Annotated in this window: 19 protein-coding genes and 1 pseudogene; 10 read left to right on the top strand and 10 right to left on the bottom strand. The window is 71.6% G+C overall.

Annotated features, from left to right (window positions below):
- Positions 1 to 53: 53 nt before the first annotated feature.
- The gene (locus ABZS69_RS36245) at positions 54 to 923 is read right to left on the bottom strand and encodes a LysR family transcriptional regulator (protein WP_355379972.1); all 870 of its coding nucleotides are present in this window, start codon (positions 921 to 923) and stop codon (positions 54 to 56) included.
- A 117-nt stretch (positions 924 to 1,040) separates the two neighbouring features.
- Between ABZS69_RS36245 and ABZS69_RS36240 the strand changes: the two genes are divergently transcribed.
- Both ABZS69_RS36240 and ABZS69_RS36235 read left to right on the top strand, forming a co-directional pair.
- A complete protein-coding gene (locus ABZS69_RS36240) occupies positions 1,041 to 1,700 on the top strand; it encodes a dihydrofolate reductase family protein (protein ID WP_355379970.1) in 660 nt (219 codons plus the stop codon).
- A gap of 33 nt (positions 1,701 to 1,733) precedes the next feature.
- Positions 1,734 to 2,324, top strand: a complete 591-nt coding sequence (locus ABZS69_RS36235) for a hypothetical protein (protein WP_355379968.1) — start codon at positions 1,734 to 1,736, stop codon at positions 2,322 to 2,324.
- A gap of 60 nt (positions 2,325 to 2,384) precedes the next feature.
- Here ABZS69_RS36235 and ABZS69_RS36230 read toward each other — a convergent pair whose 3' ends face one another.
- The gene (locus ABZS69_RS36230) at positions 2,385 to 3,347 is read right to left on the bottom strand and encodes an oxidoreductase (RefSeq protein ID WP_355379966.1); all 963 of its coding nucleotides are present in this window, start codon (positions 3,345 to 3,347) and stop codon (positions 2,385 to 2,387) included.
- Positions 3,348 to 3,442: 95 nt separating this feature from the next.
- On the opposite strand from ABZS69_RS36230, the gene ABZS69_RS36225 reads away from it, so the two are divergent.
- Complete coding sequence (locus ABZS69_RS36225; RefSeq protein ID WP_355379964.1) at positions 3,443 to 4,060, top strand: TetR/AcrR family transcriptional regulator; 618 nt, start codon at positions 3,443 to 3,445, stop codon at positions 4,058 to 4,060.
- 38 nt (positions 4,061 to 4,098) lie between these two features.
- On the opposite strand, the gene ABZS69_RS36220 is transcribed toward ABZS69_RS36225, so the two are convergent.
- The 6 genes from ABZS69_RS36220 to ABZS69_RS36195 form a co-directional block, all read right to left on the bottom strand.
- Entirely contained in the window at positions 4,099 to 5,088 is a 990-nt protein-coding gene (locus tag ABZS69_RS36220; protein ID WP_355379962.1) for an aldo/keto reductase family protein, read from the bottom strand.
- A 184-nt stretch (positions 5,089 to 5,272) separates the two neighbouring features.
- Positions 5,273 to 6,451 (bottom strand): MFS transporter, encoded by a 1,179-nt coding sequence (locus ABZS69_RS36215; RefSeq protein ID WP_355379960.1) that lies wholly within the window; start codon positions 6,449 to 6,451, stop codon positions 5,273 to 5,275.
- Entirely contained in the window at positions 6,448 to 7,221 is a 774-nt protein-coding gene (locus ABZS69_RS36210) for a DeoR/GlpR family DNA-binding transcription regulator (RefSeq protein ID WP_355379958.1), read from the bottom strand. Before ABZS69_RS36210 ends, ABZS69_RS36215 begins: the two co-directional genes overlap by 4 nt.
- A 66-nt stretch (positions 7,222 to 7,287) precedes the next feature.
- Positions 7,288 to 7,860: an MsnO8 family LLM class oxidoreductase gene (locus ABZS69_RS36205; protein WP_355379956.1), complete on the bottom strand. Its 573-nt coding sequence runs from the start codon at positions 7,858 to 7,860 to the stop codon at positions 7,288 to 7,290.
- A gap of 207 nt (positions 7,861 to 8,067) precedes the next feature.
- Positions 8,068 to 9,888, bottom strand: a complete 1,821-nt coding sequence (locus tag ABZS69_RS36200) for a DUF5605 domain-containing protein (protein WP_355379954.1) — start codon at positions 9,886 to 9,888, stop codon at positions 8,068 to 8,070.
- Between the two features lie 109 nt (positions 9,889 to 9,997).
- On the bottom strand, positions 9,998 to 11,512 hold the full coding sequence (locus ABZS69_RS36195) for a sulfatase-like hydrolase/transferase (RefSeq protein ID WP_355379952.1): 1,515 nt from the start codon (positions 11,510 to 11,512) through the stop codon (positions 9,998 to 10,000).
- 101 nt (positions 11,513 to 11,613) lie between these two features.
- Between ABZS69_RS36195 and ABZS69_RS36190 the strand changes: the two genes are divergently transcribed.
- The 6 genes from ABZS69_RS36190 to ABZS69_RS36165 are packed head-to-tail and all read left to right on the top strand — an operon-like array spanning position 11,614 to position 20,216.
- On the top strand, positions 11,614 to 12,207 hold the full coding sequence (locus ABZS69_RS36190) for a helix-turn-helix domain-containing protein (RefSeq protein ID WP_355380009.1): 594 nt from the start codon (positions 11,614 to 11,616) through the stop codon (positions 12,205 to 12,207).
- Positions 12,204 to 14,630 (top strand): glycoside hydrolase family 3 C-terminal domain-containing protein, encoded by a 2,427-nt coding sequence (locus ABZS69_RS36185; RefSeq protein WP_355379950.1) that lies wholly within the window; start codon positions 12,204 to 12,206, stop codon positions 14,628 to 14,630. The genes ABZS69_RS36190 and ABZS69_RS36185 overlap by 4 nt, the downstream gene beginning before the upstream one ends.
- 51 nt (positions 14,631 to 14,681) lie before the next feature.
- Positions 14,682 to 16,265 carry an ABC transporter substrate-binding protein gene (locus ABZS69_RS36180; RefSeq protein ID WP_355379948.1) on the top strand — a complete coding sequence of 528 codons (1,584 nt, stop codon included), beginning with the start codon at positions 14,682 to 14,684 and terminating at the stop codon, positions 16,263 to 16,265.
- A gap of 12 nt (positions 16,266 to 16,277) precedes the next feature.
- Positions 16,278 to 17,225, top strand: coding sequence for an ABC transporter permease (locus tag ABZS69_RS36175; RefSeq protein ID WP_355379946.1), 948 nt, complete (start codon positions 16,278 to 16,280; stop codon positions 17,223 to 17,225).
- Between the two features lie 4 nt (positions 17,226 to 17,229).
- Positions 17,230 to 18,111: an ABC transporter permease gene (locus ABZS69_RS36170; protein WP_355379944.1), complete on the top strand. Its 882-nt coding sequence runs from the start codon at positions 17,230 to 17,232 to the stop codon at positions 18,109 to 18,111.
- Entirely contained in the window at positions 18,108 to 20,216 is a 2,109-nt protein-coding gene (locus tag ABZS69_RS36165; RefSeq protein ID WP_355379942.1) for an ABC transporter ATP-binding protein, read from the top strand. The genes ABZS69_RS36170 and ABZS69_RS36165 overlap by 4 nt, the downstream gene beginning before the upstream one ends.
- 31 nt (positions 20,217 to 20,247) lie before the next feature.
- On the opposite strand, the gene ABZS69_RS36160 is transcribed toward ABZS69_RS36165, so the two are convergent.
- Complete coding sequence (locus ABZS69_RS36160) at positions 20,248 to 20,406, bottom strand: hypothetical protein (protein WP_355379940.1); 159 nt, start codon at positions 20,404 to 20,406, stop codon at positions 20,248 to 20,250.
- A 69-nt stretch (positions 20,407 to 20,475) separates the two neighbouring features.
- A complete protein-coding gene (locus tag ABZS69_RS36155) occupies positions 20,476 to 21,354 on the bottom strand; it encodes an MBL fold metallo-hydrolase (protein ID WP_355379938.1) in 879 nt (292 codons plus the stop codon).
- 139 nt (positions 21,355 to 21,493) lie between these two features.
- Here ABZS69_RS36155 and ABZS69_RS36150 point away from each other — a divergent pair.
- Positions 21,494 to 21,730 (top strand): annotated as a pseudogene (locus ABZS69_RS36150) (LysR family transcriptional regulator); the annotation flags it as partial.
- Positions 21,731 to 21,834: the final 104 nt, after the last annotated feature.

Here is a 21,834-nt window from a genome sequence, read left to right as displayed (position 1 = left end):
GCCTGCGGTGACACCTCACCGCAGGCGGCCGGCCCGGTCTCCGGACCGGGTTTCTACCGGGTGGAGTCTTGGATGGCCTGGATCAGGGCGATGGTGGCGGGTGGGTCGGGTGGATCGCCGTAGGTGACGGCGTAGAGGCGGCGGGTGAAGCCGGTGAGTTCGGTGGTGTGGATGTCGGGTCGGCGGTGGGCTTGCAGGGCGAGGCCAGGCAGGGTGGTGACGCCCTTGCCGGCGGCGACGAGGGCTTGCACGACGACCATGTCGTCGCTGAGCGATGCGATGCGTGGAGTGAAACCCGCTTGCCGGCACAGCGTGGTCAGCTCGTCCTGGCACCGTTCGCAGCCGCCGATCCAGGCGGAGTGGCGATGGTTCGCGATGCTGTCGTCGGGTCGCCGGCTTACGAGGTAGATCGGGTCGTCGCCGATGTGGACGAGGCGGAATCCCTCTTCCTCTTCCTCGACCGGGGCGCCGGCGTGCCGGAAGATGAGTGCGACGTCGATCTCGCCCTGTCGCAGCAGCTGTAAGGCTTCGACCGGGTGACGGTCGATCAGGATCAGCTCAAGTCCTGGGTACGCCTGCTCCAACCTGGCGGCCGCCTTCGGCACGATCGTGCTCAGCGGCGAGGCGTTGGCGGCCAGGCGAACCCGCCCCGCCTGCAGACCGGCCTGTGCTGCCAGTTCGTTGGTCGCCGCGTCGACCCGTCCCAGGATTTCGGTGGCCCGGCCGGCCAGCAGTCGTCCTTCCGGGGTCAATCGGATCCCACGGCCGACGCGCTGGACGAGCTTGACGCCGGTGGCCGTTTCCAGGCGCGCCAGGTGGTGGCTCACCGACGACTGCGAATAGTGCAGTTCCTTCGCCGCTTCGGTCACGGACCCGTGTTGCGCCACCGCGGCCAGAACCCTGAGGTGGACCAGGCTGAGCATATATCGAGAATATCGATGTAATTCTCGCAATATTGCCATTAGACGTCATCTATATCTCCGGCCATGCTCTCAGGTGAGGGCGCCGGACAGCGGCGCCGAGCCGACTGAGGAGGCACGATGAGCAAGCTCAGGTGTCACATCTCGATCTCGCTGGACGGTTTCGTCGCCGGCCCGAACCAGAGCGAGGAGAACCCGCTCGGCGAGGGCGGCGAACGGCTCCACGACTGGGTGGTTCCGCTGGCCGCCTTTCGCCGGGCCCACGGCGAGCAGGGCGGCGAGGTGAACGAGAGCACCCCGGTGTTCGAGGAGTCGATCGGCAACATCGGCGCCGGGGTGATGGGCAGGAACATGTTCGGCCCCATCGGCGGTGGCGCCTGGGGCGATGAGCCGTGGACGGGGTGGTGGGGCGACAACCCGGCCTTCCACTACCCCGTGTTCGTCCTGACCCATCACCCGCGTGATCCGGTGGAGATGCAGGGCGGGACCACGTACCACTTCGTCACCGGCGGAATCGGGTCGGCGCTGGAGCAGGCGAAGAAGGCCGCCGGCGGCAAGGACGTCATGCTGTGGGGCGGCGGCCACGTCGCTCGGCAGTACCTGGCGGCGGGACTGCTGGACGAGCTCGAACTGCACGTCGTTCCGGTGTTGCTCGGCGGCGGTTCCCGCCTCTTCGACAACCTCGGGGACGCGGATGTGCGGCTTGAGCAGGTTCGGGCCGTCGAGGCGCCCGGCGTCACCCACCTCAGGTACCGGATCTTGCCGGGTGCATCGTCATGATCGACGTAGTGGCACTACGCGCAGGAGAGCGCCATGGAGCCTGATCGCCTGCAGGTCTTCATCCACGACGTGGGGCTCGTGGTGAGCGGCACCGACGACGAGCACGAGATCACGGCGCGGGTCGCCGAGCTGTTGTCGGCGCTCCTGGCCGGCGGTTACCGGCTTCCGCCGGAGGTCACGCGATCATCGTCCGCGCGTCACGTGACGTATCCGCTCCACATCGCTCCCGGCGGCAGCTGGTCGATGGCGTCCGTGGTCTGGAACGTGGGTCAGCGGACCAACGTGCATTCGCACGAGACGTGGGGCGTCGCCGGCATCTACGCGGGAGTCGAACACGAGATCCGGTACCTCAAGCCGGCGGCGTCCGCCGTGAGCGCGCCGCTGACGCCGGCCGGCGAAACGTGGTGGGCGCCGGGGCAGGTGACCATCTGCTGCACCACCGACGACGACGTCCATGCCGTCGCGGCTGTCGGCGGCGAACCCACCGTCGGGATCCACGTCTACGGCGCCGACATCGGCGCGCTCAGACGGCGGTCGTACGATCCCGCCACCGGCGAGGCCCGCTGGTTCGTCTCCGGCTGGGACAGCCCTGAGGACGTGCCACCAGTGCGCGGCAACGGGTAGCCGCCGTGGGGGCTTGGTCTCCTCGGCCTGGTCGGGTAGGTGAAGTGGTCCGCTCCCCCGTCATTCGCGCCGCAGGCGTGCTCCGGTGGGGACGGAGAGCTCGTAGGTGACTCCGGTCAGGCGTTCGGAGAGCTGCCACAGGCGAGCGGCCGTGTCCGGGTCGCGGATGGCGCGCTCGCGAGCACGACGCGTGGGCTCGCCGCGCAACTGCAGCGGCCCGTCGGGCACGATGTAGCTGCCGCCGGGCAGGTCCGGTACGGTCGCCGCGTACAGCGAGGTCTTCGCCCCCTCCGGGGTGGGCCGGAAGGCCGCGCGCACCAGCAGGCGCGTTAGAGTCGCGTACAGCCGTCCCCTGCCGCTGTTGGCGCCGCCGGTGAGCACGTTGGTGCGGGTGAGCCCGGGCGCGACGGCCATGCTGCGCAGCTCCAGCCCGGCGGCGTCGGCCCGGCGCTGCAGTTCCGTGGCGAAGTAGAGGTTGGCCCGCTTGGACTGCACGTACGCGAACGCCGCGCGGTAGCGGCGTTCGGCGTTGAGGTTTTCCAGGTCAAAGCGGGCGAAACGCTGCCCCTCACTGCTGACGGTGACCACTCGCGGCTCGGGCGCGGCGAGCAGGTGCGGAAGAATCAGGCCGGTCAGGGCGAAGGTGCCCAGATGGTTGACGCCGAACTGCGACTCGAACCCGTCGGCGGTCAGCGCGTAGGGCACCATCGCCACCCCGGCGTTGTTGACCAGCAGATCGAGGCGGCCTCGGTCCCATCCGCCGGCGAACTGCCGGATGGAGGCCAGGCTGCCCAGGTCCACTCTCCGCAGCTCCAGGTGAGCGCCGGGCACCTCACCGCGCATGCGGGCGAGGGCTGCCTGGCCGCGTTCGGGGTCGCGGCAGGCCAGTACGACGTGTGCGCCGAGGCGGGCGAGTTCGCGGGCGGTGACGTAGCCGATGCCGCTGTTGGCCCCGGTCACCACGGCGACGCGCCCGGCCTGGTCGGGCATGGCATGGAGGGTCCAGGGAGGAGATTTGCGCATGATGTGCCACCTAGGGAACGCAGACGATCGCAACTTATAGTTGCGATACATTCATCCTGTCACCCGCCTCACAGATATCGCAACTTGGAGTTGCAATGCAGTCCGATCACCCCTCCGCCCGGCCGGTCGGCCGCGGCGCCAAAGTACGCGCCGCCGTCCACGCCGCCGCGCTCGCCGAGCTCGTGGACAAGGGCTACGCCGCGCTGACCGTCGAGAACGTCGCCCAGCGCGCCGGAGTCCACAAGACGACGGTGTACCGGCGGTGGAAGGATCGCGAGAGCCTGCTCACCGACGCCCTGGCCGAGCACATGGCGATGGACATCCCCGTGCCCGACACCGGGGCGATCGAGACCGACCTGCGGGCCCTGGCGCGCTCGCTCGTCCAGGCGTTCACCAGCCCGACCGGGCAGGCCGTCCTCGCCGCCATGCTCACCGGGGCCGCGCACCTCCCGGAGATCGCCGCGGCCCGGCGCCACGTGTTCGACGACCGGCTCGCCAGAGCCGAACCGGTGGTCACGCGCGCCGTCGAGCGCGGCGAGCTTCCCCAGGGCACCGACTCCGCCGAGCTGCTGAAGACCCTGGCCGCGCCGATCTACCTGCGCCTGCTCATCACGGCAGAACCGGTCGACGAGACGACGGCCGACCAGGCGGTCCGCGTCACGCTCGCCGCCGCACGCGCCGGCGCCCTGCGGCGACCCGTTCCCGGCTCTTGAGGCCGCGCGATTCCGCTCGCCCTGCTCCCGAGTGCGCTTCACGGGCTCGTGGTCAGCGCCGGGTTCGTTTCGACGACGTCGTCCAGCACCTGATCGATGCGCCCCATGAGCTCGTCGTCGAGCCGGACGCCGGCCGCCTTGACGTTCTCCCGCACCTGCTCGGGCCGCGACGCCCCGATGATCGCCGAAGCCACGCTGGGGCGCTGCAACACCCAGGCCAGCGCGAGCTGTCCCAGCGACAGCCCGGCCTCATCGGCCAGGGGACGCAGCCGCTGGACGCGTACCAGCACGTCCTCGCGCAGGAAGGGCTGGATGAAACTGCCCGCGCCGCTCACGTCGGCGCCGCGCGACCCGGCGGGCGGCGGCTGTCCCGGCCGGTACTTGCCCGTCAGCACGCCCTGCGCGACAGGGGACCAGGCGAGCTGGCCGAGCCCTTCCCGTTCGCACGCCGGGACGACCTCGGCCTCGATCACCCGCCACAACGCGCTGTACTGCGCCTCGTTGGAGACCAACGGCACGCGCAGTTCGCGGGCGAGCGCGGCGCACCTCGTGATCTGCTCGGCCGTCCATTCGGAGACGCCGACATAAAGCACATGGCCCTGCCGGACCAGGTCCGCGAACGCCGACATGGTCTCCTCCAGCGGCACCGTCCGGTCAAATCGATGCGCCTGATACACGTCGAGATAGTCGGTGCCCAGCCGCCGCAGCGACGCGCGCGCCGACTCCATGATGTGCTTGCGGCCAAGGCCATTGTCATTGGGCCCGCCCGGCCCGGTGGGCCAGAACACCTTCGTGGATATCTCCAGGCTTTCCCGCCGCTGTCCTTTCAGCGCACGGCCGAGCACCGACTCGGCCGCGGTGTTCGCGTACGCGTCCGCGGTGATGAACGTGGTGATGCCCGCGTCCAGCGCCGCCGCGACGCACGCCCGCGCGCGTTCTTCCTGGTCCGGGGCATCGTACGCGAGCCAGTGCCCATAGGAGATCGCACTGACGGACAGGCCGCTACGGCCGAGACGACGAAATTCCATGCATTTAAGATAACCCTTCATTTCGACCGCCAAAGCCTTTGTCGAGTCGATTTGACAAATTCAATTCAATGCGCTCGGAGGGATAATTCAGAGAGCATGTTCCGGCGAAACTGTCAAATGTTGCGCGGAAGATTCACTGGGTCGTTGTACGCCGGCTGACGCAAGGACGACCGGACGGGCGGCGTCAGCGGACAGGCGTACGGGTGCGTAGCGCCGTGGCCGTCAGGGCGACGAAGGCGGCCAGCACCGCCGGGATGACCAGCGCGAGGGGCAGTCCGGCCAGTTGGGCCGCGGCCCCGATGAACACCGGCCCCGACAGGAGCCCCAAGTATCCGATGGAGGCCACCCGCGCCAGAGCCCGGCCCGCGAAGGCGGGATTGCGGTGGCCGGCGGCCGAGAACACCTGCGGCACGATGCACGACAGCCCGGCCCCGAAGCAGCCGAACCCGATCACCCCCGCCACCGGATGCCCGCCCAACAACGCCAGCCCCAGCCCCGCGGCGGCCAGCAGCCCACAGCAGCGCACCAGCGGCACCGCGCCGAACCTGGCCGCCAGCCGGTCGCCCAGCAGTCGCCCCGCCGTCATCATGATGGAGAACGCGGCATACCCGGCGGCTGCGAACCCCGGCGAGGCGCCCAGGTCCTCGCGCAGGTAGACCGAGCTCCAGTCGGCCGAGGCGCCCTCGCCCACCAGGCAGCAGAACGCCAGCACGCCCAGGAAGACGATCCCCGTGGGCCGCGCGTCAGACCCGCCGGAGCCCGGATCCGAGGCCGGGTTCTGGGCGGCGGACGGGACCGAGCGCAGGGCCCAGCGGGCGGCCCAGGTCGCCAGCAGCGCGATCACCACCCCCATCGACGCGAACGTGGCCGCGGCCGACAGGTCGAAATGCGCGAACAGGCCGCCCGCCGTGGCGCCCGCGAACCCGCCGATGCTGTAGACAGCGTGGAACGACGACATGATCGGCCGCCCGTAGGCCCGCTCCACCTCCACCGCGTTGGCGTTCATGGCCACGTCGAGGATCCCGTGCACGGCCCCGAACGCCAGCAGCGTCCCCGCCAGCGCCCACAGCCCCGGGGCGGAGGCGGGCGGCACGAGCACGACGCCCTGCAGAAGAGCGGCCGGGATCATGACGCGGCTGCTGCCGTGCCGGTCGACCAGCCGGCCCACCGCGGTCATCCCGGCCATCGCCCCGCCGGCGATGGCCAGCAGGGCGAGGCTGAACTGGCCGTCTCCCAGCCCGAGGTGCTCCTTGATGGCGGGGATGCGGGCCGTCCAGGTGCCCATGGCCGTGCCGGCCAGGAAGAAGAGCAGGTAGACCGCCGTACGCTCACGCTTGAGGAGGCCGCCGGACGCGGTTCTCACCCGGCCTCCCTGACCGTCACCCCTGCTGCCATCAGGGCGTCGCGCTCCTCTCCCGGTATGCCGGAGTCCGTCACCACCACGTCCAGCCGCGAGATCGGGCACACCGCGCCGAAGGCCGTACGCGTGAACTTGCCCGAGTCGCACGCCACGATCACCCGCCGCGCCGAGGCGATGGCCGCCTGTTTGACCGCCACCTCCGGCAGGTCGTGCGCGGTCAGCCCGTGCTCGGCCGACAGGCCGCAGCAGCCGATCACCGCCGTGTCGAACCGCAACGCCTTGAGCGAGTTCTCGGTCAGCGGGCCCATGAAGTTCAGCTCGCCCTGGCGTACCTCGCCGCCGGGCAGCACCAGCCGTACGCGTGGCGCGGAGGCCAGCAGCGACACCGACTGCAGGGCCAGCGGCAGCACGGTCAGGCGGCGGTCATGCAGGGCACGGGCCACCTCCAGCGCGGTCGTGCCGCCGTCCAGCACCACCGCCTCCCCGTCGGCGATCAGGGCCGCCGCCTCCGCGCCGATGCGGTGCTTGGCCTCCACCGCCTCCCGCTCCCGTACGCCGAACGGCGGCTCCTCGCCGCGCAGCAGCAGCGACAGCGCCCCTCCCCTGACCCGGCGCACGACCCCCTGCTGGGCCAACTCGTCCAGGTCGCGCCTGATGGTCATCTCCGAGACACCGTGCTCAGCGGCCAGCTCGGCGACCGAGACGCTGTCGTTGGTGCGCAAGGCGTTCATGATGGCTCTCAAACGGTCCACGTGTTCATACAAACACGACATATGTGCGCAATTCAATGGGCGAGCCACCGACGGACGCACCCGCCTTGGGCCGCCACGACATCGGCCTTACCGGCAGCCCTCCGCAGGCCGACCGTGATCATTGCTGGCGGTCGAGGAGCCGAGCAGCCAGACCGGCGGAGCGTTGCCGCCCAGGACGGGAATCGCCTTGACCTGCGCGTCTTCGCGCGGGTTGAGGTAGTCGAGGAGTTCGTCGAGCTGCCGGCGAAAAGGTTTCGCGGTCCGCTCCTTCTCGGGACGGACCGCGTCCGCGGCCGGCTTGGACCCGCCCGGCGCGCGGCCGAGGCCGAGGTCGATCCGTCCCGGGTGGAGTGCGGCCAGCGTGCCGAACTGCTCGGCCACCACGATCGGGGCGTGGTTGGGCAGCAGCACCCCGCCCGCGCCGACGCGGAGGCGCCGCGTGGCGTTCGCGAGGTGGCCGATGAGGACGGCGGGGGCAGAGCTGGCGACGCCGCGCATACTGTGATGTTCGGGAACCCAGTAGCGGTGGTAGCCCAGTGTGTCGGCCAGGATCGCGAGATCCACCGTGTTGTGCAGCGCCTGCCTGGGTGTGGAACCTTGCACGATGGGTGAGGTGTCCAGCACCGAAACGCGTACGTCAGCCTGTCGGCACCCGTGCATGCTCGCCCTCTCCGGTCACGCCACGCCTGCGGAACTCACCGTGCCAGGGATCCCTCTCCAGCGCAGTATCGCGCGGCCGGCACGATGAGGCAGTCGGCGCGACGGGTGCCGTCCACGTGGCAGGATCCCGTCCGCGTGATGAGGGCCGTCGCGTGGCAGTGGCCGTCGGTACGAGTCAGCCGAGTCGGCCGGGACGCCGGGCTGCGTTCACCGCTGCGGCCCGTCGGTCACCTCCCCAGTGCGCGGCGGTCCCGCCGCTTGCGGCGCTTCGGTGGCGATGCAGCGGATCGCCATGTATTGGCGTGCCGGCAAGGGGACTCGGAAGCTGCCCGAGTAGGTGCCGGACAGTCTTTCGACGGTCATGTTCCACGTGTCGATCACGTCGATCGTCCAGACCGTGCCGGGCTCCATCGTGACGTCGCGATACGACGGCCGGTTGAAGCCGAAGTAGGCGATCAGGTAACGCGACGCCACGCCGCCCCAGGGGGTGTCCCAGTCGCTCGGCAGCGGGTCGAGCGCGCCGGTCGGTGACTCCTCGATGATCCGTCTGAGAAAGGCGATCCGATCCGGACTCGAGCCGACGAGCTCGCCGCCCTTCGACCACCACAGCTCTTCGCGGTCGTTCAGGTACGTCTCCCCGTGCCCGACGTAGCCGCCGCGCACCGCGCCCTCCCAGAACCGCCGGGTCATCTCCTCGCCGGTGATGTTGCCCCACCCCTGGTCGATGTCGCCTTCGTAGGCGCATTCGTCGATGACGACGGGTTTGCCCCACTGTGCGCGCCACTGGTCGGTGTTCTCGGCGGTGCGGTACACGTCGATGCGCTGCACGCTCGCGTGCGTGATCCACGGCCGGCCGTAGTCGTAGAAGCCGAAGCAGTTGTGGATCGAGAGCAGGTGCCCGACCGGGTCCTCTTCGACGACGATCGCGGCCAGCCGTTCCCAGTCGTCGACGGTCTTCGAGAACAGCAGGTCGTACTCGTTCGCGAGCGACCACCAGACGTTCGGCGATGCCGACAACCGCCGCACCACGTACCGGACGTAGCGGTCGTCCGCGGCGGTGCCCATGTCCGAGAAGCCCCAGCGGTCGTAGGCGTGGAACAGGATGACATCGGCCTCGACGCCGATCGCGGCGAGATCCGCGATCCGGCGCTCGAAAGCGCGGAAGTAGGCGGGGTTGAAGCGGGTGTGGTCCCAGCCGCCGTCGCCGTCCGGCTCGAACGGGTGGAGCGGCGGCTCGTTGGCGTTGAAGAGATACGACTTCGGGAAGACCCCCATCCGGATCTTGGTGAACGGCGATTCGGCGAGCGTGCGCAAGGTCTGTTCCTGCAGCGCTTCGCTCTGGTGGGTCCAGGCGTACGCGGTCGTGCCGAGCGGCAGATGGCGCGTCCCGTCCGCGTACGCGAAGTGGTACCCGTCGGCCACCCGGACCGGCCCTCGACCGGCACCGGCCGACGCCGTGAGCTCGACGGTGACGCCGTCGAGGGACGGCGTGGTCGCCTCCGTCGTGACGACCCAGCGTCCGGCCTGGTCGGGCAGCAGCCGGACGCGCCAGATGCCGTCGCCGTCGTAGAAGCCGCCGAGGCGGCGGGTCGACCCGTCGGGAGCGGTCGCGTGGGCGCGCAACTCGACGTCGACGAACGGGTTGCCGTGGCTCGGTCCGGCGAGGGCGAGCTCCCAGGTCCTCCATACTTCGCCCGAGGCGGGGGCGGAGACCACGCCGGCCGAGCCGCGCGGTGTGCCGGCCGGCTCGTAGCGGGGATCCGGTGTGATCGCCGGCGGATCGGGGCGCACGCCCGGGTCGCCGGCGTCGAGCGCGGCGAGCTCGCGCCACAGGTCGTCGAGCTGTTCGGGGGTGAGCCGGGCGTACGGGCCGGCGGCCGTGATCTTGCCGAGGGGGCGCCGGCGCAGTTGGAGGAGCAGGGGCGAGTTCACGACGCCGGGCAGCGTGCGCTGGATGACGCCGCGGGCCTCGGCGTGGTCCAGGATGTCGGCGAGCAGGCTGTCCGGCCCGAATCCCCGCCCGCTCATGCCCCGACGCCCGGACGAACGCCCGGCATCCGGTGGTTCGGCTGGCCCCCCTCGTGGGCGCCGGGGTGCGACGGCGTCGGGGCCTTGCTGTCGAGCAACGGTGTTCCTCTCATCTCGCGTTCCCGCCGGAGACACCGGCATCGGATGCGGCCCGCGCGCCCGGAGCGGGGAGGGCGACGTGGGGCATCCGGGTGTCCGCCTGCTCCGGCAAGGTGTCCGCGGTCTCCACCAGCCAGCGCAGCAGCGCGCCGGACAGCCGGGCCTCGACCTCGGCGAGGTCGGGACGCCCGGCGAGGTTGTGCGCCTCGTGCGGGTCGGCCGAACGGTCGTAGAGCTCGGCGGGCTCGTACAGGCGCCACACGTACGTCCAGCGGCTGTCCCGGACGGCGGCGGCCTTGCCCACGGTCATCGGCCGCTCGTGCTGCAGCGCCGTCTTTCGGTCGTACGGAAAGCCGCTGCGCTCGAACTTCGGCTCCTCCTCGACGAGGAAACCGCCCTCGCTGAACGCGTACTCGCGGTGTCCCCCGGCGGGGTCGCGCAGCACCGGGAGCAGGCTGCGGCCGAAGTGGTGATGCTCCGCGCGCACTTCGGCGAGATCGAGCACGGTCGGGAAGACGTCGATCAGCTCCACCATGGCATCGACCGAGCCGTGCGCCGGCAGCCCGCCGCCGCTGATGATCAGCGGGTCGCGGGTGATGCAGCTGTGCAGCGCCGACGGCCACTTCTCGACCACGCCGAAGTCGCCGACGTACTCGCCGTGGTCGGAGAAGAACACCGTCACGGTACGGTCGGCCGCGCCCGCCCCGCGCACGCCGTCGAGCAGGCGCCCGACGTGCGCGTCGAGCCGCGAGACCATGCCCTGGTAGGTGGCCCGGACCTCCCGCCACACCTCCGGCGTCGCCCGGTCGGTGCCGTAGTAGTCGCGGATCCCCTGCAGGTACGCGGGTTCCGGGCCGCTGCCCGACACGGGTTCGCCCACGGAGTCGCGACTGTGCAGGGAGAACCACGGCTCGGGGGCGCGGAACGGGCAGTGTGGCGCGACCAGCGGCGCGAACAGCACCCACGGCTCCTCCGGCGGATCGGCGAGCCACTCCTCCGCGGTGCGCACGGCGGCCTCGTCGAAGTCGACGTCGCTCTCGTCGACCACCCGGCCCTGGTAGTAGAGGCGGTCCCACAGGTCCTGATCGACCTCGGACGCCATCGCCGGGAGCTCGGTGGCCGTCCGGGCGCCCCCGGCCCACCGCCCGCTGGTCGGCCGGTGGCCGAAACCGTGCTCGTGGACGCCGAGCTCGGTGGCGCCGGGGCCGAAGGTGTCGCCGCGGTCCCCGACCCAGGCCACGTGGTAGCCGTTCTCCTTGAGCGTGCGCAGGAAGTTCGGCTCGTCGGCGCGCAGCGGCGTCCCGAACGTCCGGTGCCCGGCCGTGTGCGGATACCAGCCCGACAGGAACGACGCGCGGCTGGGCGAGCACACCGGGTGCTGCGCGTACGCGTTGGTGAAAGCGGTGCCCGCCGCGGCGAGGCGGTCGAGGTTCGGAGTGCGCGCGGACGAGTTCCCGAAGGCGCCCACGGCGTCGGCCCTCAGTTGATCCGCGACCACCACCAGGAAATTCGGGCGGTACGTCATGGTCATCCTCCCGTTACTTAATTGGGGGGTAGCGTACCTTACCGAGTACTCGGTAAGGTCTGCCGAAACCGCGAGAAACAAGGAGAAAACTCTTGTCAGGAGTGGCACCGTCGGTGCGTAACCGCAGGCCGCCAGGCGTGCGGCGGGAGGAGATCCTGAGGGTCGCCACCGAGATGTTCGGCGACAGCGGTTACCGCGGTGTTTCGCTCGCCGACATCGCGGCCCGGGTCGGCATCTCCCAGCCCGGCCTGATCCACCACTTCAAGAACAAGGAAGAGCTGCTGCTCGCGGCCCTCGAACGGCGTGACGAGGACAGCCGGGATCACATGGACGCGATGTTCCAGGAGTTGTCCGTCGCGGACGCGCTGATCTCGCTGTGCCGCCACAACGTCGAGGACCCGACGGCGATGCGCCTGTACGCCGTGGAGTCCGCGGAGAGCATCGAGCCGGGCCACCCGGCGCGCGAGTTCTTCCTGCGCCGCTACGCCCGGGTCCGTGAGCGCGTGGCCGAGCGCGTCCGCCGGGACCAGGACCTGCGCCGGTTGCCCGCCACGCTCGACCCGCACGTCCTGGCGGCCGAGATGATCGCCGTGATGGACGGGCTCCAGATCCAGTGGCTGCTCGATCCCACCATGGACCTCCCCGGACGCATGGCCGCCTATCTCGAACGACTCGTCATCAAGGAGGACCGGTGAACGGCGGACTCGAGGAGCACCTCGACGCCCTGGTCGGCAAGCTCGACCTTCCGCGAAAAGTACGGCTGCTGACCGGCGCGTCCCACTGGCGCACCTACGCGGAGCCGGCCGTCGGACTGCGCGAGATCACCGTGTCGGACGGGCCCGCCGGCGTGCGCGGCCCGGCGTGGGACAACGGCTCCCCGTCCGCGTGCCTGCCCTGCCCGACCGGGATCGCGGCGAGCTGGGACGTCGACCGCGCCGCCGCGGCCGGGCGCGTGCTCGCCGCGGAGGCCACCCGCAAGGACGTCGACGTGGTGCTGGCCCCCACGGCGAACCTTCAGCGCAGCCCGCTCGCCGGCCGGCATTTCGAGTGGTGGTCCGAGGACCCGGTCCTGACCGGCCGGCTGGCCGCCGCCCTGGTCGGAACGCTCCAGCGGCACGGCGTGGCGGCGACCGTGAAGCACTACGTCGCCAACGACTCGGAGACCGAACGCGCCACCGTCGACATCCGCCTCGACGAGCGCACGCTGCGCGAGGTGTATCTCGCCCCGTTCGAGCACATCGTCCGCAATGCACAGCCGTGGCTGGTCATGGCGTCGTACAACGCCGTCAACGGGACCCCGATGACCGAGCACGACCTGCTCGACAGCCCGCTGCGCACGCGGTGGGGCTTCGACGGGCTCGTCATGTCCGACTGGTACGCCACCCGCTCGGTGGCCGCCGCCGCCTCGGCGGGCCTCGACCTCATCATGCCGGGCCCCGGCGGACCGTGGGGCCCGGCGCTGGTGCAGGCCGTCACCGACGGCCTGGTCAGCGAGGCCGCGGTGGACGCGAAGGTGAAGAACCTCCTGCGGCTCGCCGCCCGGCTCGGCGCCCTGGAGTCGGTGCCGGTGAGCCGCACGCCGGTGACCGTCGACGCGCGCCGCGAGCTGCGCGCGGCCGCCGTGGACGGAACCGTGCTGCTGCGCAACTCCGGCGACCTGCTGCCGCTCGCGCCGGAGCGACTGCGCCGCGTCGCGGTGTTCGGCGAGTTGGCCGGCAGCCCGCGCATCCAGGGCGGCGGCAGCGCCGAAGTGCGGCCGACCCAGGTCGTGTCCCCGCTGGACGGGCTCGAAGCCGCCCTGCCCCCTGGCGTGCAGCTGACCTACACGGCGGGCAGCTACCTCGAGGGCGACCCCGCCACGGTGCCGCCCGGGATGCTCGGCTCGCCCGTGCTGATCCGCTGGCTCGACGACACGGGCGCCGAGGTCGCGCGCGAGGACCGCCGCAACGCCGCCCTCGTACGGCTCGGCGCCGACGTGCCCGCGGGGGCCACCACCGTCGAGCTGACCACCCGGATCGTCCCCGACGTCTCGGGCACGTGGCAGCTCGGCCTCAGCGGGGCCGGCCGGATCGTGTTCGCGGTCGACGGCCGGACGCTGCTCGACGACGACGTGCGGCCGACGCACGAGGGCCCGGGCGCGGAGATCCTCACGCCGCCCGTGCGCACGTTCGACGTGCCACTCGACGCGGGCAGGCCGGTCGATGTGCTGCTGCGGCAGCGGATGCCGAGGAGCGGCTGCGCCGTCTCGATCCGCTCCCGGCCGCCGCGGCGGACCCCGGCGGAGGAGCTGGCCGTGGCCCGCGAGCGGGCCAGGGCCGCGGACGTCGCGATCGTCGTGGTCGGCACCAGCTCGCAGACCGAGAGCGAAGGCTTCGACCGGGCGGACCTGTCGCTGCCCGACGGGCAGGACGACCTGGTACAGGCGGTCGCCGCGGAGAACCCTAACACCGTCGTCGTGGTCAACGCGGGCGCGCCCGTGCTGCTGCCGTGGCGCGATGACGTCGCGGCGGTGCTCGTGACGTGGTTCGGCGGCCAGGAGTCCGGCGCCGCGCTCGCGGACGTGCTCCTCGGCCACGCCGAGCCCGGCGGCAGGTTGCCGATGACGTGGCCGGCCCATGGCGAGGACGTGCCGGTCCTCGACACGGCGCCCGCCGGCGGCCGGCTGGCGTACGGCGAAGGGCTGCACGTCGGCTACCGCGCGTGGCTGCGCGCCGGGGTCGAGCCCGCGTACCCGTTCGGGCACGGCGTCGGCTACACGTCCTGGGAGGTCGTCAGCGTCGACAGCGGCGTCGACGGCGACGGCGGACCGGACGCGACCGTGCGGGTCTCCGTACGCAACACCGGTCCGCGGCCGGGCAAGCAGGTGCTGCAGGTCTACCTGGCACGGCCCGGATCGGGCGTCGACCGCCCCGCCCGCTGGCTGGCCGGGTTCGCCGTCGTACGAGGTGAGCCCGGCGAGACCCGAACCGCCGAGATCCCGCTGCCGCCGCAGGCCCTCCGGCACTGGGACGCGGCACGGCACGACTGGGCGGTCGAGCCTGGAACGTTCGAAGTCGCCATCGGATTCTCCTGCGCGGACATCCGTGGCACGACCTCGATCAAAGTGCACGAGGAGTGATCAACCGGGTCTCCCCCCGGCCCGAGAGAAAGTAAGTGAGGTGGTGCAGCGATGTACCCCAGCAATCGCCATGTCGATTCCATCCCCGGCGCGTCGGCCCTGTCGCGCCGGACGCTCCTCGGCGGCCTGGCCGCCCTCGGCGCGGCCGGCCTGACCGGCTGCCGCTCCGCGGTGAACGAGAGCAAGACAGCCGCCACGGCCGGCGGCCCGGCCCGCGGCGGGACCATGGTCGCCACGGTCGCCGCGGCGCCGGACCCCGCGGCCTATTTCACCGGCCGCCCCGGCAACATCTTCTGGAACCGCAACGTTCTGGAGACGCTGGTCCTGCTCGACCAGGACAACAAGCCGCAGCCCCTGCTGGCGACGAAGTGGGAGCTGCGGGACGACAACCGGACGTTGGTGCTGTCGCTGCGCGAGGGCGTCAAGTTCCACAGCGGCCGCGAATTCACCGCGGACGACGTCGTGTTCACCATCGAACGCGAGCTGGCCGGCGACGGCCTGGCCACGCTCACCGGCGCGATGAAGGGCTGGAAGGCGAGCGCCACCGGTCAGCACGAGGTCACGATCACCTCGCCGCGGCCGCTCCAGGAAGTGGTGCTGGACATCCTCGACTCGACGCCGATCATCGACCGCGAGAGCTACAAGGGGATCGCGGACGGGTCGAAGGTCATCGGCACGGGACCGTTCCTCTGGTCCGGCTACAAGGCCGGCACGGAGATCAAGATGACGCGTAACGACGCGTACTGGGAGCAGGGGCTGCCCTACCTCGACGGCATCGAGCTCACGGTCATCGGCGACTCCACCGCCCAGCTGGCGGCGCTGCGGTCGGGCCGGGCGCACCTGGCGAACGGGCTCACCATCCAGGACGCCAAGACGGTCGTGGACGACAAGAAGTTCCACCTCGACCTCAACCACGGGCTCGTGTACGCGCTGGGCTTCGACGTCAACAAGGCGCCCTTCGACAAGCCCGAGGTGCGCCGGGCCATCGGCTACGCCATCGACCGCCAGCGCATCAACCAGCAGGTCTTCGGCGGGGTCGGGACGACGACCAGCCTGCCGTGGAGCGACGACGCCACCGGCTACCCCGCGGAGCTCGCCGCCACCTACTCCTACCAGCCGGACCGCGCGAAGCAGCTGATCCAGGCCGCCGGGGCAGCCGGGGCCCGCTTCGAGATCGCCCACCACGCGCTGCCGGTGCCGCGCAACGTGGTCGAGATCGTCGCCCGCAACCTGACGGACGTCGGCCTCCAGCCGACGGCGCTCGAACTGCCCCAGGCGGAATTCGAGCCGCGCCGGACCGCCGGCAAGCTGGGCCCGGCGTTCCTGACCTGGACCGCGGTGGCCAAGATGCCGCCGGCGCTCTCGCTGTACGGATACCCGGACCTGCGCCCGGCCAAGAACACCTCGAACTACGACGACGACGGTTACCGCGAGCGCGCGCAGGCGTTGATCGACAGCGCCGACGAGACCGAGACGGCCCAGCGGCTGAAGGAGCTCTCGCAGTACCTGCTCGACGCCGCGTTCCTGCAGACCATCGCCATCGTGCCGGCCACGGTCGTGCGCGCGAGCGCCGCGCGGGACGTCCTGGTCAGCCGCTACGGCCGCTCCATGCGTGCCGCCTACCTCACCCGGTGAACGAGGCCGTAGATGATCCATTTTCTGGTCCGGCGGCTGCCGTCGGTCCTGCTCGTCCTGGTGGCGACGACCGCCATCGCCTTCCTGCTGCCCCGCCTGGCTCCCGGTGACCCGGCCGCCATCGCGGCGGGGCCGGAGGCCACGGCGGAGCAGGTCGCGGCGATCCGCCTCGAGATGGGGCTGGACCGTCCCATGGTCGAGCAGTACGTCCATTGGATGGGCGGGCTGCTCACCGGGGATCTGGGCCAGTCGCTGCAGTTCCACCGCCCGGTCTCCGAGCTGATCGCCAGCAGGGTGGAGAGCACGGTCGAGCTGACCGTCGCGGCCACGATCCTCCTGGTCCTGGTCTCGCTCGGGCTCGGAATCTTCGCCGGGTCGGCGCGTTCCCGGCTGTCCCGGTTCACCGCCGACGCGAGCAACACGGTGCTGCTGGCGATGCCGCCCTTCCTGGCCGGTCTGCTGCTGATCGTCCTGTTCGGGGTGGTGTTCCGGCTGCTGCCGATCAGCGGGGAGGTCGCTGTGCTGGACGACCCGGTGATCGGCCTGCAGTACCTGATACTGCCGGCGGTGGCGATGGCGGTGCCGATGGGCGGCCACGTCGCCATGCTCGTCCAGTCCTCGATGGAGAACGCGTGGCGGCAGGACTACGTCGACCTCGCCGTGGCCAAGGGCGTGCCGCGAAGGATGATCACCCTGCGCCACGTCGTCCGCAACAGCCTCGGGCCCGCCGCCGTCACGATCGGCATGCGGTTCGGCGACATGCTGGCCGGTGCCGTCGTGATCGAGATGATCTTCGCGCGGAACGGGATCGGGCAGCTCGGGGTGTCGGGCGTGCTGAGCGCGGACTACAACGTCGTACAGGTGATCATCGTCGGCACGGTACTGATCGCCGTGGTCGTGCAGCTGCTCACGGAGATCGCCATGGCGATCCTGGACCCCCGCGTCAGGTTGGGAGCGTGAAACCATGACCACCACGTCCACCGCACCCGCGGCACCCGCGCCGGCGGTGCCGCGCCGGGCCGGCGGCGGCGCGCTGCGGCAGTACCTCACCGCGCTGCGCACCCCGCGCGGAGCGTTCGGCGCGGGGCTGCTGCTGGCCCTCGTCGCGCTGTCCCTGCTGGCACCGGTCCTGTTCCCCGGCGGCTACGACCACCAGGGCAGCGACTCGCTGGCCGGACCCTCGGCCGCGCACTGGATGGGCACCGACGAGCTGGGCCGCGACATCCTCGCCCGGACGGTCTACGGCCTTCGTACGGATCTGAGCCTGATCCTGACCGCGGTGCCGGTGAGCGCCGCCGTCGGGACGCTCATGGGCCTGTGCGGCGTGGTCTCGCGGTTGCTCGGCGCCGCGATGCAGCGCGCGCTCGACATCATCCTCGGCTTCCCGGGGCTGGTGCTCGGCATGAGCGTCGTCCTCGTGCTCGGCACGGGCTGGCTCTCGCTGTTCGTGGCCGTGCTGATCAGCGGCCTGCCCGGGTTCGGGCGGCTGTCGAGGGCCGGGCTCCAGGTCGAGCAGGAGCGCGAGTACGTGCTGGCCGCCAAGGTGCTCGGCGTGCGCAAGCGCACCGTGCTGGTGCGGCACGTGCTGCCGAACATCATGGACCCGATCGTCGTCGGCGCCGCCGTCTACATGGTGGTCGCGATCTTCATCGTGTCCGGCCTGAGCATCGTGGGTCTCGGCATCAAGCCGCCCGTCCCGTCGCTGGGCGCGATGCTCAATGTCGGTGCCCGCTACATCGAGGTGCACCCCACGTACGTGCTCGGGCCCGGCCTGGTGCTGCTGCTCCTCGCGTTGGCGTTCACCCTGCTGTCCAACGCGCTCAACAAGGCGGTGCTGCGGAAATGACCACTCATCCCCATGGCGTCGCGCCGGCGGCCCCGGCGCCGCCCGACGCCGGCGCCCTGCTCGAGGTCCGCGGGCTGCGCACCGAGTTCGCGACCGGCGCGGGCGTCGTCCACGCCGTCAACGACGTCAGCCTCACCCTGCGACCCGGCCAAATCCTCGGCGTGGTCGGCGAGTCCGGCTCGGGCAAGTCGGTGACCGCCCGCTCGATCCTGCGGATGGTGCCCGCGCCCGGCCGGATCGCCGCCGGCGAGATCCGCTTCGGCGGCCGCGACCTGCTCGGGCTGTCCGAGGAGGAGATGCGCCGCATCCGCGGCGCCGAGATCGCGATGGTGTTCCAGGACCCGCAGTCGGCGCTCAACCCCGTCCTGACCGTGGGGGCCCAGATCGTCGAGGCCCTCACCGTGCACGGCACGGGCAAGCGCGCCGCCCGCGCGCGGGCGCTCGAACTGCTCCAGCAGGTCGGGATCCCGGACGCCGCACGCAGGATCGACGACTATCCGCACCAGTTCTCCGGAGGCATGCGCCAGCGGGCCGTGATCGCCATCGCGCTGGCGGGCTCGCCGTCGCTGCTGATCGCCGACGAGCCGACCACGGCCCTGGACGTCACCATCCAGGCGCAGATCCTGCGCCTGCTCAGGCAGCTGCGCGACGAGCTGGGCATCGCCGTACTCATGATCACCCATGACATGGGCGTGGTCGCGGAGATGTGCGACGACGTCGTCGTCATGTACGGCGGCCGGGTCGTGGAGCGGGGACCGGTCGAGACGATCTTCGCGCGTCAGGAGCACCCGTACACCGCCGACCTGCTCAAGGCCATGCCGCGGATGGACACCGCGGGCGGGAACCGGCTGCCGGCGATCCCCGGCGCCCCGCCGGACCCCGCCGCGCTGCCGCCCGGCTGCGCCTTCCACCCGCGCTGCCGGCTGGCCGAGGACCGCTGCCGCGGCGAGGTCCCCGAGCTGCTGCCCCTGGCCACGGCGGGGCACGCCGCCGCGTGCTGGGTGACCCACCAGGGCGCGCCCATCCCCCCGCTCACGCTGGTCCCCGGCGACCCGGCCGTGCGGGCCGAACAGGCCCGGACCCCGCTGCTGACCGTGGAGAACCTCCGGGTCGACGTCGCCTCCGGCCGCAGGAGCCTGTTCGGGCGGTCCGAACCGGTGTACGCCGTGGACGGGGTGAGCCTGACGGTCGCCGGCGGAGAGACGCTGGGCCTGGTCGGCGAGTCCGGGTGCGGCAAGTCGACGCTGGCCAGGACGGTCGTCGGGATCAACCGGCCAGCCGGGGGCGTGGTCCGCGTCGGGGCCGAGGGCGTCGACGCGTTCTCGCCGGCCGGCGCCAAGGCGCTGCGTGCCACGGTGCAGTACGTGTTCCAGGACCCGTACGCGTCGCTCAACCCGCGCCGCACGATCAGGCAGTCGCTCGACGAGGCGCTCGACATGCGTGGCGTGCCGGTCGCCGAGCGGGCCGCCGAGGCGAACGCGCTCATCCGGCGGGTCGGCCTGAACGAGTCGCACCTGGACCGCTATCCGCACGCCTTCTCCGGCGGGCAGCGGCAGCGCATCGGCATCGCCCGCGCGCTGGCCGTCGAACCGCAGGTGTTGATCTGCGACGAGCCGGTGTCGGCGCTGGACGTGTCGATCCAGGCGCAGATCATCAACCTGCTGGAGTCGCTGCGCGACGAGCTCGGCCTCGGGTACCTGTTCATCGCCCACGATCTCTCGGTCGTGCGTCACCTGTCCGACCGGGTCGCCGTCATGTACCTCGGCAAGATCGTGGAGATCGGCCCGGTCGAGGCGGTCTACTCGGCGCCGCAGCATCCCTACACGGTCGCGCTCATGTCGTCCTCGCCGGTGCCCGACACCACGGTGCGCGGCCGGGAACGCATCGTGCTCTCCGGCGATCTGCCCAGCCCGAAGAGCCCGCCGTCGGGGTGCCGGTTCCGTACGCGCTGCCCCATCGGCCCGCTGGCCCGTCCGGAGCGCACGATCTGCGCCGAGCAGGAGCCGCAGCTCGCCGAGACCCCGGGTGGGCAGCTGGCCGCGTGCCACTTCGCCGGCGAGCTGGTGGCGACCGGCGGACAGGGACAGGAGGGCAGCCCGCTCTGAGGCTCGACGGCACTGCGGGCAGCCGTCGTGGTCAGGTCGCCGGCCGCTGCGGCATGCCCGCCGCGGCGGCGACCGCGACCGCCGTGGCCGCCGTGGCCGCCGTGGCCGTGCGGACGAAGGCGACGGCGGCCGCCGAGCGCGCGTCCTGCGGCCAGGCGGCGGCCGGCCGAGCCCGCTGTCCGCCGCCCACGGCCGCTCACCGTCGCGGCCATCCTGACCTGGTGGTACGGACGCACGGCCAGGCCGGCTTCGTGAGTCGTCATGCCGGGTGCTCGGAGCACAGGCACCCGACGCCCTTCTCGATCCACTCCCGGCCGGCCCAGTCCGGGTGCCGTTCGATCATCAACGCCGAGATCTCCTCGACGATCGTCTCCTCGCTCATCGCCGAGTCGCGGCGCGCCCACGTCTCGTCGCGCAGCAGCCGGAGGTAGTCGCGTACGTCGGCGAGCAGTCGCGCGTCACCGACGTCGCCGTGGCCGGGCACGACCGTCCGCGTGCCCTCCTCGGCCAGGCGCTGCATCACCGCGAGCCAGCGGGTGCCCGAGACGTCGGTGTCATGCGGCGGGAACCACGGGAAGATGGCGAACTGGGCGGCTTCCACGAGGTCCCCCGCGAACAGCACGTCCGCGTCCGGCACCCGGACCACCTGGTCGCCCCGGCTGTGCGCCCGGCCCACGGCGCGCAGCCGGACCACCCGCCCGCCCAGGTCCAGGTCGTACTCCCGGTCGTAGACGAGGTCCGGCCGGGCGAGCTCGACGCCTTCGAGCTCGCGCGCGACCGCCTCGCCGAGACCCTTGAACATCTCGAGGTAGCCGGGCCCCTTCACCTTCAGGTCGTCGGCCTGATCGCGGTTGAGCAGGAAGGTCGCCTCGCCGGCGAAGACCCGCGCGCCGAAGGCGTGCTCGGGGTGGAAGTGCGTCGTGGTCAGGTACAGCTTGCGGCCTCGGGCGTACTCGGTCGCGAACTTCAGCACGGTTTCGGCGTTGCGGGGCCCCAACCCCGTCTCGACGACGAGAACGGAATGCCGCCCGCCGATGAGGCCGATGTTCGGGACGAGTTGCACGCGCCGGTCGGGGATGACCACCAGGTCGTGGGCGAGCTCTCGAACACCCGTGATCTGCACAAGGGGTTCGGTCATGGTGGCTCCTTCGAGGTGCGCACGGCCGGCGTCGTGCCGTGGGTCGCGGATCATGGTGGGCCCAGTTCATCGCGGGGACGTCCGGGGCGTCCAAGCCCGATTCCGCAAGGCCGATACCGCCCCGGTATCATCGCTGGTGATGGACCTACGCGAGCTGCGCTACTTCGTGGCGGTCGCCGAGGAGCTCCACTTCGGCCGGGCCGCCGCCCGGCTGCACATGACCCAGCCGCCGCTGAGCAGGGCCATCAAGCAGCTCGAGACCGATCTCGGCTACTCGTTGCTGCACCGCTCGCCCAGCGGGGTGGCCCTCACCCCCGCCGGGGCCACGCTCTACGACGAGGCGCGCACGCTGCTCGCACAGGCCGACCAGGCCCGCGTCAGAGTGGCCGCCGCGGCCGGCACGGCCACCATCACCGTCGGCACCCTGGCCGAAAGGGCCGAGCAGGCCGGCACCCGGTGAGGCGCTCCGCCCGCCACCGG

Source organism: Nonomuraea sp. NPDC005650, assembly GCF_040605375.1.
In the GTDB taxonomy this organism is placed as follows: Bacteria; Actinomycetota; Actinomycetes; order Streptosporangiales; family Streptosporangiaceae; genus Nonomuraea.
This window is presented reverse-complemented; position numbering and strand designations above follow the sequence as displayed.

Excerpts from the sequence above, each read along its gene's own strand:
- ABZS69_RS36230 (WP_355379966.1), bottom strand. The coding sequence starts at position 3,347 with ATGCGCAAATCTCCTCCCTGGACCCTCCATGCCATGCCCGACCAGGCC.
- ABZS69_RS36235 (WP_355379968.1), top strand. The coding sequence starts at position 1,734 with ATGGAGCCTGATCGCCTGCAGGTCTTCATCCACGACGTGGGGCTCGTG.
- ABZS69_RS36205 (WP_355379956.1), bottom strand. The coding sequence starts at position 7,860 with ATGCACGGGTGCCGACAGGCTGACGTACGCGTTTCGGTGCTGGACACC.
- ABZS69_RS36225 (WP_355379964.1), top strand. The coding sequence starts at position 3,443 with ATGCAGTCCGATCACCCCTCCGCCCGGCCGGTCGGCCGCGGCGCCAAA.
- ABZS69_RS36245 (WP_355379972.1), bottom strand. The coding sequence starts at position 923 with ATGCTCAGCCTGGTCCACCTCAGGGTTCTGGCCGCGGTGGCGCAACAC.
- ABZS69_RS36155 (WP_355379938.1), bottom strand. The coding sequence starts at position 21,354 with ATGACCGAACCCCTTGTGCAGATCACGGGTGTTCGAGAGCTCGCCCAC.
- ABZS69_RS36210 (WP_355379958.1), bottom strand. The coding sequence starts at position 7,221 with ATGTCGTGTTTGTATGAACACGTGGACCGTTTGAGAGCCATCATGAAC.
- ABZS69_RS36195 (WP_355379952.1), bottom strand. The coding sequence starts at position 11,512 with ATGACGTACCGCCCGAATTTCCTGGTGGTGGTCGCGGATCAACTGAGG.
- ABZS69_RS36165 (WP_355379942.1), top strand. The coding sequence starts at position 18,108 with ATGACCACTCATCCCCATGGCGTCGCGCCGGCGGCCCCGGCGCCGCCC.
- ABZS69_RS36220 (WP_355379962.1), bottom strand. The coding sequence starts at position 5,088 with ATGGAATTTCGTCGTCTCGGCCGTAGCGGCCTGTCCGTCAGTGCGATC.
- ABZS69_RS36170 (WP_355379944.1), top strand. The coding sequence starts at position 17,230 with ATGACCACCACGTCCACCGCACCCGCGGCACCCGCGCCGGCGGTGCCG.
- ABZS69_RS36180 (WP_355379948.1), top strand. The coding sequence starts at position 14,682 with ATGTACCCCAGCAATCGCCATGTCGATTCCATCCCCGGCGCGTCGGCC.
- ABZS69_RS36175 (WP_355379946.1), top strand. The coding sequence starts at position 16,278 with ATGATCCATTTTCTGGTCCGGCGGCTGCCGTCGGTCCTGCTCGTCCTG.
- ABZS69_RS36200 (WP_355379954.1), bottom strand. The coding sequence starts at position 9,888 with ATGAGCGGGCGGGGATTCGGGCCGGACAGCCTGCTCGCCGACATCCTG.
- ABZS69_RS36240 (WP_355379970.1), top strand. The coding sequence starts at position 1,041 with ATGAGCAAGCTCAGGTGTCACATCTCGATCTCGCTGGACGGTTTCGTC.